This is a genomic window from Alteromonas sp. ALT199 (genome assembly GCF_018619335.1).
GTDB lineage: Bacteria > Pseudomonadota > Gammaproteobacteria > Enterobacterales > Alteromonadaceae > Alteromonas.
On the sequence record NZ_JAHHDX010000076.1, the window covers coordinates 20,576 to 33,117 of the forward strand.

The 12,542-nt window shown below is 44.7% G+C and carries 12 protein-coding genes and 1 pseudogene; 3 read left to right on the forward strand and 10 right to left on the reverse strand.

Annotation, left to right across the window (positions count from 1 at the left end; translation table 11 throughout):
* Window positions 1-38: 38 nt before the first annotated feature.
* Window positions 39-2,174, reverse strand: a complete 2,136-nt coding sequence (locus KL866_RS07445; protein ID WP_025255784.1) for a methyl-accepting chemotaxis protein — start codon at window positions 2,172-2,174, stop codon at window positions 39-41.
* Window positions 2,175-2,486: 312 nt separating this feature from the next.
* On the opposite strand from KL866_RS07445, the gene KL866_RS07450 reads away from it, so the two are divergent.
* The gene (locus tag KL866_RS07450) at window positions 2,487-3,332 is read left to right on the forward strand and encodes a formate/nitrite transporter family protein (protein ID WP_025255783.1); all 846 of its coding nucleotides are present in this window, start codon (window positions 2,487-2,489) and stop codon (window positions 3,330-3,332) included.
* A 148-nt stretch (window positions 3,333-3,480) separates the two neighbouring features.
* Here the strand turns inward: KL866_RS07450 and KL866_RS07455 are convergent, their stop codons facing one another.
* Window positions 3,481-4,407: a LysR substrate-binding domain-containing protein gene (locus tag KL866_RS07455; RefSeq protein ID WP_214994374.1), complete on the reverse strand. Its 927-nt coding sequence runs from the start codon at window positions 4,405-4,407 to the stop codon at window positions 3,481-3,483.
* Window positions 4,408-4,510: 103 nt separating this feature from the next.
* Between KL866_RS07455 and KL866_RS07460 the strand changes: the two genes are divergently transcribed.
* Together KL866_RS07460 and KL866_RS07465 are read left to right on the forward strand one after the other, a co-directional pair.
* Entirely contained in the window at window positions 4,511-4,756 is a 246-nt protein-coding gene (locus KL866_RS07460) for a hypothetical protein (RefSeq protein ID WP_025255781.1), read from the forward strand.
* Between the two features lie 236 nt (window positions 4,757-4,992).
* Window positions 4,993-5,283 carry an excalibur calcium-binding domain-containing protein gene (locus KL866_RS07465; RefSeq protein WP_025255780.1) on the forward strand — a complete coding sequence of 97 codons (291 nt, stop codon included), beginning with the start codon at window positions 4,993-4,995 and terminating at the stop codon, window positions 5,281-5,283.
* 98 nt (window positions 5,284-5,381) lie between these two features.
* Here KL866_RS07465 and hisIE read toward each other — a convergent pair whose 3' ends face one another.
* The 8 genes and pseudogenes from hisIE to hisG form a co-directional block, all read right to left on the reverse strand.
* Window positions 5,382-5,999, reverse strand: coding sequence for a bifunctional phosphoribosyl-AMP cyclohydrolase/phosphoribosyl-ATP diphosphatase HisIE (hisIE, locus tag KL866_RS07470; protein WP_214994379.1), 618 nt, complete (start codon window positions 5,997-5,999; stop codon window positions 5,382-5,384).
* Window positions 5,996-6,808 (reverse strand): imidazole glycerol phosphate synthase subunit HisF, encoded by an 813-nt coding sequence (gene hisF, locus KL866_RS07475; protein ID WP_025255778.1) that lies wholly within the window; start codon window positions 6,806-6,808, stop codon window positions 5,996-5,998. Before hisF ends, hisIE begins: the two co-directional genes overlap by 4 nt.
* Window positions 6,790-7,527: a 1-(5-phosphoribosyl)-5-[(5-phosphoribosylamino)methylideneamino]imidazole-4-carboxamide isomerase gene (gene hisA, locus KL866_RS07480; protein ID WP_025255777.1), complete on the reverse strand. Its 738-nt coding sequence runs from the start codon at window positions 7,525-7,527 to the stop codon at window positions 6,790-6,792. Before hisA ends, hisF begins: the two co-directional genes overlap by 19 nt.
* Window positions 7,527-8,156 carry an imidazole glycerol phosphate synthase subunit HisH gene (gene hisH / locus KL866_RS07485; protein WP_214994380.1) on the reverse strand — a complete coding sequence of 210 codons (630 nt, stop codon included), beginning with the start codon at window positions 8,154-8,156 and terminating at the stop codon, window positions 7,527-7,529. The genes hisA and hisH overlap by 1 nt, the downstream gene beginning before the upstream one ends.
* Complete coding sequence (hisB, locus tag KL866_RS07490) at window positions 8,156-9,226, reverse strand: bifunctional histidinol-phosphatase/imidazoleglycerol-phosphate dehydratase HisB (protein ID WP_214994381.1); 1,071 nt, start codon at window positions 9,224-9,226, stop codon at window positions 8,156-8,158. Before hisB ends, hisH begins: the two co-directional genes overlap by 1 nt.
* Window positions 9,223-10,302: a histidinol-phosphate transaminase gene (hisC, locus tag KL866_RS07495; protein WP_214994382.1), complete on the reverse strand. Its 1,080-nt coding sequence runs from the start codon at window positions 10,300-10,302 to the stop codon at window positions 9,223-9,225. Before hisC ends, hisB begins: the two co-directional genes overlap by 4 nt.
* On the reverse strand, window positions 10,302-11,606 hold the full coding sequence (hisD, locus tag KL866_RS07500) for a histidinol dehydrogenase (protein WP_214994384.1): 1,305 nt from the start codon (window positions 11,604-11,606) through the stop codon (window positions 10,302-10,304). Before hisD ends, hisC begins: the two co-directional genes overlap by 1 nt.
* Before the next feature lie 13 nt (window positions 11,607-11,619).
* Window positions 11,620-12,521: pseudogene (gene hisG, locus KL866_RS07505) on the reverse strand (ATP phosphoribosyltransferase).
* Between the last annotated feature and the right edge of the window lie 21 nt (window positions 12,522-12,542).

Genomic DNA, 12,542 nt, shown 5'->3' on the forward strand with positions numbered 1-12,542 from the left:
AATAGCAATTCAAGCTGTTGTTATACTCACGCTTGCTGCTATTGCGTTTTCAGTTTGGCCAAAAGCTGTTCTAGTTTGCTAACCGCGGTAAAGATGGCTTTTGAGCTTTCTGCCGATGACTGTGAATTACTTGATACTTCAGTTGTGGCATTGCCTATTACTACCATGTTTCTGTTTAGCTCTTCACTGACTTGGCTCTGCTCTTCTGCGGCCGCTGCCATCTGAGTCATACGCTCACTTATCTCACCGATTTGAAGTACAGTGGTTTGCATTTTTTCCAGCGCTGACCGTGAAAGCTGTGCTGCACCTTCCGCTTTCTGGCTGCCAGTGTGAATGGTGTTTACCGTATGATCAACTTCGCTTTGCAACGCTGTAATAACCTTGCCAATCTCACCTACTGATTCAGCTGTCTTAGAAGCAAGAGAACGGACTTCGTCCGCCACTACGCTAAATCCTCTGCCATTTTCTCCGGCGCGCGCCGCTTCGATAGCAGCGTTAAGTGCCAAGAGGTTGGTCTGGTCAGCTATTGCGCCAATAACGTCGAGGATTTTTTTGATATCAGCACTTCGTTGAGAAACCGCTTGGACTGCGTCAGATGCGTTTTGCATTTCCGTCGATAGAGCTATTACAGAATGTGTTGATTCTGAAATTTCGTTTTCCGTCTGTTTTACGGAACTTGTGGCATTATCCGCATTAGTGGCTGCGTCAGCAGCGGTCCCCGCTACTTCTTGAGCAGTTTGCGACATTTCCGTAATCGCAGTAACGACACTATCAATTTCGGCCTGTTGAACTTGAATAAGTGAATTTGTGCTTTGTGCATGGCTTTGCGTTTGTTCACTTTGCGCTATAACATGGGCACACGACTGTTTTGCTTGCTCTAGTAACTCACGTACTCTTTCTTTAAATAAGTTGAAAGCTTCGCTCAACTGAATAAGTTCCGCGTGGGAATCAACATGAATGTCTTGGGTCAAATCGCCGCCTTGCCCCGCAAGCTCTTCCATTCTCTGCGCGACTTGTCGCACTGGCTGAATAATACTCTTTGTGAACGCGAAAACCAGAGCTAGGGCAATAGCGGTACATACTATCGCTACAATTAGTTGAGTTGTTAATAATGAGGTTACTGACGAAGAGATCATTGCCTCTAGTGAAGTGATCGGTGCCAGCGCATGGGTTTTATCAACGCCAACAATCATTTTCCATTTTACCTTAGCGACATCAAGCGATATGTCTTGTGAAACATATAACATTCCGTCGCTTTCATAGAGACCTGACCGTGACTCTGCGTCTAGCAGGCGGCTACTTTTCTCTTTATCGCTAAATATTTCAGAAAATGGACGCGCTAACTTACTTTTCGCGCTCGTTGCTGCAACTACTAAACCATTTTGGCTTACGACATAAACTTCAGCATTACCGCCGTAAAGTGATGCTTTTAAACTTTCAGCGCGTTTCTGAATAATAGGGAGGTTTAAGTCAGTGCCCACCACACCGCGAAAACGATTATTTGCAATCACCGGAACCGTTAGGCTTGTCATCAGCTCGCTGTAGCCTTCGCGGATTTCGTATTTATATGGGTTAGAGACACACGGCGTGAGCGTTTCCTTATTACACAAATACCACTCTGCTGCTCTAAAGCCAAACTCATCTAGAGTAGTGTCGTGCTTAAGTGTTGGGTCGGTTATCAAAACTTGCTCTGGCAAATCCTTAGCGCCGCGAATGAAGTATACTTCAAAGCTTCCCTTGCCGGGTGTCGAATGTGTTCTCCCGCTGATGTTTTCTGCCGCTTTGCCGTCAAACAAATTTGCTTCGAATTGAGCATACATACTTGATGTAACGTTTGTTGTTAGCACACTCCTAACAAGTTGCTCTGTCTGCTCTCTGCTTAACGACAATTCGTCACTTGTTTCAATACTAGAGGTTAACTGGGCTGCCAGGGCCGTGGGCAAGTAGTGCGCACTATTAATCAGAGCTTCTGTTTGAGCTGCAAATTGCGCTGCCTTTGCTGATACTGTCTTTTCTATTTGATCTACAACCTCTGAATTGACGTGCTGATCGATCTTACGCTCTGTACCTTCAAGGAGCACATAGCTTACGCCAATAAACACTAGTGCGAGTAAGATAAATAGAATGCCTACAACAGACATGAGTTTAGACGACAAAGAGTAGCTTTTTTTCATGGATACTAACTTAGCTAGAATGAGTGTAACCCGCATTGAGCGGAACGTTTGAGTGAGAACTTTAGCGGAAACATCTCTGTTTTAGCTTTCCGCAAAGCACAATTTGATTAAGCGTAGGGGATTTTCGATATTTTGCCTGATAATTATACTTATCCCTGTTCCTAAGACACTGATTAAATGTTTTCTCGAAAAGTACACAGGCATTCAAATTTATACTTTTTAGGGTGGGGATCATGACCGAAATAGGTGACAAAGCACGTAGTTACAATTAGCAATAATATATGTGTTGAATAAAAAGGACGGGACAATTCGATGTCGAATAAAAAGAGTGAAGCGGATAATCGACGTAAAGATGTAGCACTGAGCCATACGGAAGAAAAAGATGTCAGAAATAATCAGGGCTTAAATTCTGTTTCTTTGTACGCGATTGTCCACAGGGAAGGGCTAGAAGAGCTCCAGCGGCCTATGATGTCGCTGTGGTGGTCTGGGGTTGCGGCAGGTATTTGTATTTCTCTCTCTATTTTAGCTGAGGGCATCCTGCACCACCTTTTTTCTCGTTCTCCCTATCAGTTTGTGATAGAAAATTTAGGTTATACGGTGGGCTTTATAATGGTTATCGTAGGGAGGCTACAGCTATTTACCGAAAATACGCTGTCAGTTATTTTACCATTGCTAAGTAAGCCATCTCTTTATATGGGAGCGTGCATTGCGCGACTGTGGAGTATCGTCTTTGTTGCAAACATGGTTGGCACATTTCTAGCGGCGTTTTTCAGCTACGGCCTGCAAGCAGTTCCACCAGAGCTTGTCGAAGGAATGACGGCAATATCTAAACATTACGCCGAGCTAACACCATCAGACGCTTTTTCTTACGGTATTACGTCTGGGTTTATCATAGCCGCTATCGTATGGATGAAGCCTTCGGTTAAGCATTCTCAAATATTAATGATCGTTATTTTCACTTACCTTATTGCCATCGGTAACTTCACCCACGTGATAGCTGGTTCAACGGAACTCTTTTTATTGGCTCTTCAAGGGCACATAAGCCTTAGTGAAACCGCTGGGTTAATAGGCGCAACGCTGATGGGTAATATCGTGGGAGGAACAGGGCTGTTCGCTTTATTGGCCTACGGGCAAGTCGTACGAGAGATTGAAGAGTAAGTTTGATTTTGGGCAGTGAACGCGCGCGCTGATTCCTCATTGCTATTAGTCTCTTGCTCTACATTTTACAGCATCAGCAAGAACGCAATGTGCGTTTAGCCTCTTACACGTAACGTATAACATTAAATGAGAAGGCGTTTAGAAAAAACTAGTCTAGGTTCACAAGCGCTTCATCATTTTCCATTTGCAGAGCTAACCAGCGACAAAAGAGAGCGATACGCTTTTTACGTGGCGAATTCTTAAGGTATACAAAATGGGATTTCCAACGTACCGGGTGAGGTATATTAAACGGAATGACAAGCTGACCTGATTTAACATATTGACCAATCATTACGTCTGATGCCAGCATTACACCTTGACCTGTTAGTGCTGCGCTCAACGCCAGGTCACTTGAGGAGATCTCTGTTTTTTTTAAGCTTCTGTTTGTAATATCAATATTGCAGTGCTCAAAATAACTTTCCCAATTAGCTCTGTCTCCGAAAGCTAGGGCAAGTAATCTAGCATTAAGCAAATCAGATGGAGTATTCAACGCAAGCGTTTGTTTGTAACCTGGTGAACAAATTGGAACAATTCCATTTTCACCAAACTTTTGTACCTCTAAACCATCCTCCATAATTGACGAAGTCGAAGTACTAAAGCGAATTGCGATATCTATCTTGCCATCGTGCAGGCTTTCTATTCTATTGGAGGCAAAAGTATTAATATTTATATCTGGATACTGATTAAAGAATTTAAATAAATTTGGTAACAGCCACAGAGCACAAAACGCCTGTGTAGTACTCACTGTCAAACTTCCTTCTAATGGCTCTTCTTGAACTTTGTTTAAACCGTTTATAACTTCACTAAAGCCATTTTGACAAGCTTCAAAGAGTACCTGTCCCTGAGAAGTCAGTAGCATCCTTCTTGCGCTTCGTCTGAAAAGTTTAACCTGTAAATTCTGCTCTAATTGACGCATCTGCTGACTAACTGCAGCTTGCGTAATGCATAGCTCATCAGCAGCCTTACTGTAACTTTCGTGTCTAGCTGCCACTTCAAAGCAGAGCAAATTGTTTAACCACCTTAGTCTTCTATCCATAGTCACAATATAAGTTCATCTAATATTAAAAATTAACTTTTATCGTTGGTCATGTAAAGCTCGAAAACAGAAACTAGTCTCAAATACATTCAGTGAGACTTATATGAAAAAGCTCCCTAAAATCACGAGAAAAATAGATTCAACTTCGTTGCAAGCCAATAAAATAAAAGGTGTTGTTACTAGTGAAGAAAGCTATGGAGTTTTCAGGAATAACGAGGAAGACGTAAAAAAATTATCAAGAATAGCGTGTTTGGAGCAACATGCCGACGTATTTAAGTTGAACAGGAAAAGCTTATTATCGGTTATTGGGAATAAGCTCAATTTATCAATGTTAAGTGCATTTAAGTAATCTAAGTCGCTTACTAACCGAGAAAGAAGCTTAGTAAGTTTATGGTGAAGGTTTCTAATTGGAATGTGTGAGCTATTTCATTATTGGATATTGGATTTCAAAACAGTAGAATTGAGGAGTTATCGATAATTTTCGTAAATGCCTAGTTAATAATAGCAGTCATTAGTGAATAAAAAGGTTCAGGCTATTTAGAACGAATTAAAAGGCAAGCGAATCATTCAAGGACGAAAAACACTATGTTGAATAAACTCTTACTTATTTTAGTCGTTGCCTTTGGCGTTAAACTTTACCTCGAAAGCAGCAGCCAGCCATACTCAGATAAACAGCCGGATCGAAATCAACTTTCTACTCAAGAGCGTCTCACTCAACCTGTGCGTGTTTCTTTTAGGTGCGATGGACGACAATATTGCAGTCAAATGGCCTCATATGAAGAAGCAAAGTATTTTCTGAAAAATTGCCCCAATACGAAAATGGATGGCGATGACGATGGCATTCCATGTGAGAGTCAATTTCGAAGGTTTGACTAAATGTTGAGTGGTTAACTGACAAATAAAAAGACCCTCGATAATTGGTTGATTTAAATATCGAGGGTCAGAGTACTTTAATATACTGGGGCGTACGCTGGTTACTTATGACGCTCGCGAAGTACATCTAGCGCATCGTTTAGCGACATATCACTGGCCTGAAGAAGAACCGTTAGATGATACAACAAATCAGCGGCTTCGTTTTTAAGCTCTTCCTTGTCATGCACAGTAGCAGCTAGTGCTGTTTCCACGCCTTCTTCGCCTACCTTTTGAGCAATGCGCTTAATGCCTTTGTTATAAAGGCTAGCAGTGTAGCTGCTTTTTGGGTCGGCATCTTTGCGGGCCGCCAACACACGCTCTAAATCTGCAAGAAAGGTAAAGGCTGGCGTGTTGCCGTGAAACCAACAGCTTTCAACGCCTGTGTGGCATGTCGGGCCGTTAGGGTTAGCTAGTACCAACAGTGAATCCTGGTCGCAATCGCAGGCAACGCTCACTAAATCTAGCGTGTTGCCCGAGGTTTCACCTTTGGTCCAAAGACGCTGCTTAGAGCGGCTAAAAAAGGTCACTTTGCCCGTTTCAAGAGTTTTTGCTAGCGCATCTCGGTCCATGTAGCCCTGCATTAATACTTTGCCCGACAGTGCGTCTTGCACTATGGCAGGTAGCAGGTTGTCCATCTTGTCCCAAGCTAGTTTATTGCTGTTTTCATTAGTAATGATCACGGGTTTACTCCTTCTGCTTGCGCCGTTAATCCGTGACGCTTACGCATGGCAACGCCATTGCTGGTTAATTCTGCTTTTAGCTCGTCAATATTGATGATGCCCTTGTGAAATACCGATGCTGCAAGTGCGCCATCTACATCAGCTTGTTGGAACACGTCAGTAAAGTGAGTAATTTCGCCTGCACCACCCGATGCAATAAGAGGCACCTCACAGACATCGCGCACGGCTTTAAGCTGCTTCACATCATAACCTTTACGCACGCCGTCTTGGTTCATGCAATTCAGTACAATTTCACCTGCACCGCGCGACTGAACTTCTTTAATCCAGTCGATGGTTTGCCACTGGCTTTTCTGTGTACGAGCTTCATCACCGGTGAATTTGTATACTTCATATTGGTCGGTTGCTTCGTTATAGAAACTGTCGATACCAATTACTACGCACTGTTGTCCATACACATCGTGAAGCTGATTAATAAGCTCCGGGTTGTTAAGGGCAGGGGAGTTAATTGAAATCTTATCTGCACCCATTTCTAAAATGCGCCCAGCGTCTTCAATGCTTTTAATGCCGCCAGCTACGCAAAACGGGATATCAATAACCTGTGCAATTCGGCTTACCCAGCTTTTGTCTACCACGCGGGCGTCAGAACTTGCGGTAATATCGTAAAATACCAACTCGTCGGCGCCAGCTTTTGCGTATTGCTCGGCAAGAGGCACAATATCACCGATAATTTCGTGGTTTCTAAACTGGACGCCTTTAACGACTTTGCCATCGCGTACGTCCAAACAAGGAATTATGCGCTTTGCCAGCATGCAATAGCCTCCTTCACCGTGAATTTACCTTCAAGTAATGCGCGACCTAAAATTACGCCACCAACGTTAGTCGGCTTCAAGGCTTCGATATCAGCAATACTGCCAATACCGCCAGATGCTTGCCAGCTTACATTAGGGAAACGGGCTGCCATTTCTTGATACAACTCGGTATTCGCGCCTTGTAGCGTACCGTCGCGACTAATGTCAGTGCATAGTACATGCTTTGCGCCTACTGTAGCGAAGTCTTCAAGTAAGCCTTCAAGGGCTACACCAGAGTTTTCCTGCCAGCCGTGAGTAGCAATAAGCTTTTCACCGCTGTCGCTAATATTGATATCAAGGGCTAAAACAATGTGCTCTGGACCGTATTTTTCTACCCAAGACTTCACTAGTTCAGGTTGCTTAACGGCCAACGAGCCAATAACCACACGGCTGACGCCAGTTTCAAGTAACTGCGCCACTTCTTCTTCGCTACGAATACCGCCGCCAGCTTGAAACTTCATGCGCTTGGTATCGACCATAGACTTAATCAGTGAAAGCTGACGTTTACTGGTGTCTTTAGCGCCTGTAAGGTCAACAATATGTAGCCAAGTTGCGCCTTGATCAGCATAGTCGTGAACCACGTTTACTGGGTCAAGTTCGTATTGGGTTTTTTGCTCGTAGTCACCTTGATAAAGGCGGACTACATGTCCTTCAATAAGATCAATCGCTGGAATAATCATTATAGGTTCACAAAGTTAGTCAGTAGTTGTGCTCCGGCTTCGCCAGAACGCTCTGGGTGGAATTGCACCCCGTAAAAATTGTCTTTATTTATGGCCGCAGAAAACGTATTGCCATAAGTGCAGCTTGCAAGCGTATGCTCGTATTCAGGAACGGCAAAACTGTGCACAAAGTAAAAGTAGGTATCTTGTGGGATGCCCTTAAATAAACTTTCTTCTTTATGAGCCACTGTGTTCCAACCCATATGAGGTAAGCGCACGCCTTTTGATTCCATGCGAGCCACGTGACCTGGCATAAGGTTCAAACAGTCGATGTTACCTGTCCCTTGAAAACCACCTTCGGCACTGGTTTCAACCATAAGTTGCATGCCTAAACATACGCCGAGCACAGGTTGGGTTAGCGCTTGCAGGGATTCCACTAGCGCTTTTTGCCTAATGCTTGCCATAGCTGCTGCTGCGGTACCAACACCTGGTAAAAACACTTTGTCAGCGCTTTTAATCACGTTTACATCGTCCGATACGTCTACTTCAACACCCAGGCGTTCAAGGGCAAAGCGTACCGATGAGATATTAGCGCAGCCTGTATTTACTATGACTATCTTTTGTCGCTGGCTAGTGTTTACCACTGACATTACAGTGCTCCTTTACTGCTTGGTAGCGCGTCACCCTGGCGTGTAATAGCTTGACGAAGAGCGCGGCCAAAGACTTTGAACAAGCTTTCTACTTGGTGGTGTGCGTTACCTTCGCTGGTGGAAAGGTGAAGCGACAGTCCCATGCTTTGTGCAATCGAGTAGAAAAAGTGCGGTACCATTTCTGTAGCCATTTCGCCTACTTGGTCGCGACTAAATTCAGCGTCGAATTTAAGGTGCGGTCGATTTGAAATGTCCATAATACATTCAGCTCGGCACTCATCCATTGGCAATGCAAAGCCAAAGCGTCCAATTCCACGTTTGTCGCCCAGCGCCTTTTTAAGGGCTTCGCCGAGTGCAAGCGCCGTATCTTCGATACTATGGTGATCGTCAATGTGCAAGTCGCCGTTGGTCGTAAGAGTTAGCTCAAAACCACCGTGGGTAGCAATTTGGTCAAGCATGTGGTCAAAAAAGCCCATGCCGGTTTGAATCGTCGACTTGGCTTGCGAATCAAGGTCAACACGAACGCGAATATCGGTTTCAGAGGTGGTACGTACAACCTCTGCAATACGTGAAGACGCTAACAAGCTTTTCTGAATGTCATTCCAGTTTAAGCTTTCTCGATTGTACTGGAAGCTGCGAATACCCATGTTTTCAGCAAGCTGTACATCGGTAATTCTGTCACCAATCACAAATGAACGAGTGAAGTCTACTTTACCTTTCTGCAAATATTCCTGGACCAAACCAAGCTTTGGCTTGCGGCACGTACAGTTATCTTCATCGAAATGCGGGCAAATAAGCACATCGTCAAACACTACGCCTTGGCTTTCGAAAATGGCCATCATGGCATTGTGTGGCTTGTCGAAGTCTTCTTGAGGGAAGCTGTCTGTGCCCAATCCGTCTTGATTACTTACCATAACGAGTTTAAATCCGGCCGCTTTAAGCTTTAGCAACACGGGAATAACATTTGGCTCGAAAACCAGTTTTTCTAGACTATCTAGTTGCTTATCAATCGGCGGCTCTTCAACAAGTGTACCGTCGCGGTCGATAAATAAAATGGCTTGCTGACTCATGCCGCATCCTCACTATTTTTAAATTCGTTAATCAACTGCATTAAACGCTGATTTTGTTTTTCGGTGCCGATGCTCACGCGTAAACAGTTTTGTAAGTTAAGCTGTTTTGATTGGTCGCGAATTAGCATGCCTTGGCTTACCAAGTATTGCATTAGGGCTGGCGCTTTTGCGTAGCGGAATAAGATAAAGTTTGCTCGCCTGTCGCCAACTAATTCAAAGCCTTCAATTGCTTTTAAGGCTTCAGCTAATGCTTCTTTTTCACGGTTGAGTGTTGCAACTTGCAGCTCAAGTAACGTTAATGACTCTACCGACAGTGCTTGTGCAGCAATTTGTGCAACCGGTTCTGGAATAGGGTAGGGTGCAATTACTTTTAACAGTGCCTGTATGACTGGAGCTTGAGCAAGGGTAAAACCACAGCGAAGCCCAGCCAGCGCAAACGCTTTCGATAGCGTACGAAGTACAACTAGGTTCGGATAGTTGTTTATTTCATTTGCCCACGTATTGTCAGCATCAAATTCAATATACGCTTCATCTACCACCACTAAAGCCTTATCAGCAAAGTGATTAAGTACGGTTTTTATGTCTTCGCGGGCAACCGGTGTACCGGTTGGATTGTTCGGTGCGCAGATAAAAATCACGTTCACGTCTTCTTCAGCGCAAACAGCATTTACATTCAAGCTGAAATCGTCGTTTAAAGGCACTTTTTTAATGCCCACATCGCAGGTTTCAGCGCTGATGGCATACATACCGTAGGTAGGCGGGCAAATCAGAATTTTGTCTTTACCCGGCGTACAGAAGGTACGAATAAGCAGTTCAATACCTTCGTCGGCACCACGAGTCACAATAAGCTGTGATTTATCTAGCTCTGCATAGTTTGCGTAACCGCTTACTACTGCTTCAGGCTGACAAGACGGATACCGGTTAAAGTTACTGCTATCTACGCTGTATTCGTTAGCATAAGGTGATTCGTTGGCATTAAGCCAATCTTGACCACCTGAAAACAAACGACGTGCCGATTCGTAAGGCTTTAACGGCACTAAGTTTTCGTTAATCAAGTTATCGATAAGTGCCGACATCAGGCGTCTCCTTGCTGAAGTGCCTGCATACGAAGTGCAACGGCCTGCTCGTGGGCGTCTAACCCTTCTGCTGCTGCTAGTGCCATAATAGCAGGGCCTAAATTGCGCATGCCGTCTTCACTTAGCTCTTGAATGGTGTAGCGACGCATAAAGTCCAACAGACCAAGGCTAGAATAGTTCTTAGCATAGCCATAGGTTGGCAGTACGTGGTTAGTGCCTGACGCATAATCACCAGCAGACTCTGGCGACCAAGGGCCTAAGAAAATAGAGCCTGCATACTTAATTTTTGGTAGATAATCGCGGGCATTCTCGATTTGCACGATTAAGTGTTCGGCCGCGTAAGCGTTGCTTGCTTCAATAGCCTGTTCAATTGAATCGGCCAATATATAACGTGCATTTTCCATAGCCGGGCGCGCAATTTCAGCGCGAGACAGCGTAGCTAGTTGGCGTTCAACCGCCGCTTTTGCTTCTTCGATAAGCGTGGCGCTGTTAGATACTAAAATAGCCTGCGAGTCTGGACCGTGCTCTGCTTGAGAAAGTAAGTCTGACGCTACAAACTCAGGGTTTGCGAATTCATCGGCTAGAACCAATACCTCTGACGGGCCAGCCGGCATATCAATGGCCGCACCATCTGCGCGTTGGCTAACTTGTTGTTTAGCTTCAGTCACAAAACTATTGCCTGGGCCGAAAATTTTATCGACTTGCGGGATAGTTTCAGTACCTAGTGCCATGGCTGCAACCGCTTGTGCTCCGCCGCATAAGAAAATATTGTCAATGCCGCATTTTCTTGCCGCATAGGCAATTTCAGGCGCGATAAGCTGTTCTTTGTTTGGCGGTGTACACAGTAGTTTGTTCTCACAACCTGCCACTAACGCTGGTACACCAAGCATTAGCACAGTAGAAGGAAGCGGTGCGCTTCCACCCGGAATATAAAGCCCTACAGCATCAAGCGATGTAAAGCGAAGCTCGCATTTAACCCCAGGTGTGGTGGTGAGTGTAATATCACTAGGAACTTGGGCTTCGTGGAAGGCTTTAATGTTGTTAAACGCCGTGTCGATAGCGCTTGCTACTTCTGGCGTTACTTTAGCCGCAAGGGCGTCGATATTTTCTTGCGAGAGCACAAGGTTAGTTAGGTCGGGGCAATCAAACTTACGAGTATAGTCGAGTACTGCCGCATCACCTTCTACTTCAACGCGGGCGATAATGTCGCCCACGGTTTGCTTTAACTGTTGGCTATTGGCCATAGCCGGGCGGGCTAGCGCCTGTTTTTTCTCATTTGCCGAGAGAGATGACCAAGTAATCATAATCGTCTGCCTTTTAGCCCATCATTTTTTCGATTGGCATTACAAGAATAGAGCTACAACCAAGGGCTTTAAGCTTTTCCATGGTTTCCCAGAATAAGGTTTCTGTAGAAACTACGTGGATAGCAACTTGCTCTTCATTTCCAGCTAATGGAAGCACCGTCGGGTTTTCAGCACCTGGAAGTAGGCTTTTAACCTGCTCTAAATAGGCTTTAGGTGCATGCAGCATGATGTACTTGCTTTCTTTTGCTAGTAATACCCCATCAGCACGAGGCATTAGGCGATTGACCAATGTTATTTTCTCGTCGCTAAGTTCGCTGTCGGTACGCTTGATAAGTACTGCCTTACTGCGGAAGATAACATCTTTTTCCACAAGACCATTTGCTTCAAGGGTTGCGCCTGTTGATACTAGGTCACAAATAGCGTCAGCGACACCAGCTCTAGGTGCTACTTCTACTGAGCCCTGCAGCATTACAGCTTTTGCGTTAATGCCTTGGTCTTTGAAGTAGCGCTCAAGAAGGTAAGGGTAAGTAGTTGCTACTTTTTTGCCTTCTAAAGACTTAATGCCGTCGTAATCCATTCATTGGGTACGGCAATTGATAGTCTGCAGCCGCCGTAATCTAAACGACGTAATACTTCATACTCGAACGGTTTACCTGCCGCTTTGCGTTCCAGCATTTTTTCTTCAAGCTCGTTTTCACCAATGAAGCCAAGGTCACAAACGCCGTCCATAACAAGGCCTGGAATATCGTCGTCACGTACGCGAAGTAAATCGATTGGCTCGTTCGTTGAGTGCGCAATCAGCAGGCGATCACGAATGTTCAATTTAATGCCGATAGCTTTAAGAAGCGCGATGCTATCATCACTTAAGCGACCTGATTTTTGTACGGCAATTCGAAGTCTGTTGCTGTTACTCATTGAAACGTTCCTTACACGTTG

Excerpts from the sequence above, each read along its gene's own strand:
- KL866_RS07445 (WP_025255784.1), bottom strand. The coding sequence starts at position 2,174 with ATGAAAAAAAGCTACTCTTTGTCGTCTAAACTCATGTCTGTTGTAGGC.
- KL866_RS07450 (WP_025255783.1), top strand. The coding sequence starts at position 2,487 with ATGTCGAATAAAAAGAGTGAAGCGGATAATCGACGTAAAGATGTAGCA.
- KL866_RS07455 (WP_214994374.1), bottom strand. The coding sequence starts at position 4,407 with ATGGATAGAAGACTAAGGTGGTTAAACAATTTGCTCTGCTTTGAAGTG.
- KL866_RS07460 (WP_025255781.1), top strand. The coding sequence starts at position 4,511 with ATGAAAAAGCTCCCTAAAATCACGAGAAAAATAGATTCAACTTCGTTG.
- KL866_RS07465 (WP_025255780.1), top strand. The coding sequence starts at position 4,993 with ATGTTGAATAAACTCTTACTTATTTTAGTCGTTGCCTTTGGCGTTAAA.
- hisF (WP_025255778.1), bottom strand. The coding sequence starts at position 6,808 with ATGCTGGCAAAGCGCATAATTCCTTGTTTGGACGTACGCGATGGCAAA.
- hisA (WP_025255777.1), bottom strand. The coding sequence starts at position 7,527 with ATGATTATTCCAGCGATTGATCTTATTGAAGGACATGTAGTCCGCCTT.
- hisH (WP_214994380.1), bottom strand. The coding sequence starts at position 8,156 with ATGTCAGTGGTAAACACTAGCCAGCGACAAAAGATAGTCATAGTAAAT.
- hisB (WP_214994381.1), bottom strand. The coding sequence starts at position 9,226 with ATGAGTCAGCAAGCCATTTTATTTATCGACCGCGACGGTACACTTGTT.
- hisC (WP_214994382.1), bottom strand. The coding sequence starts at position 10,302 with ATGTCGGCACTTATCGATAACTTGATTAACGAAAACTTAGTGCCGTTA.
- hisD (WP_214994384.1), bottom strand. The coding sequence starts at position 11,606 with ATGATTACTTGGTCATCTCTCTCGGCAAATGAGAAAAAACAGGCGCTA.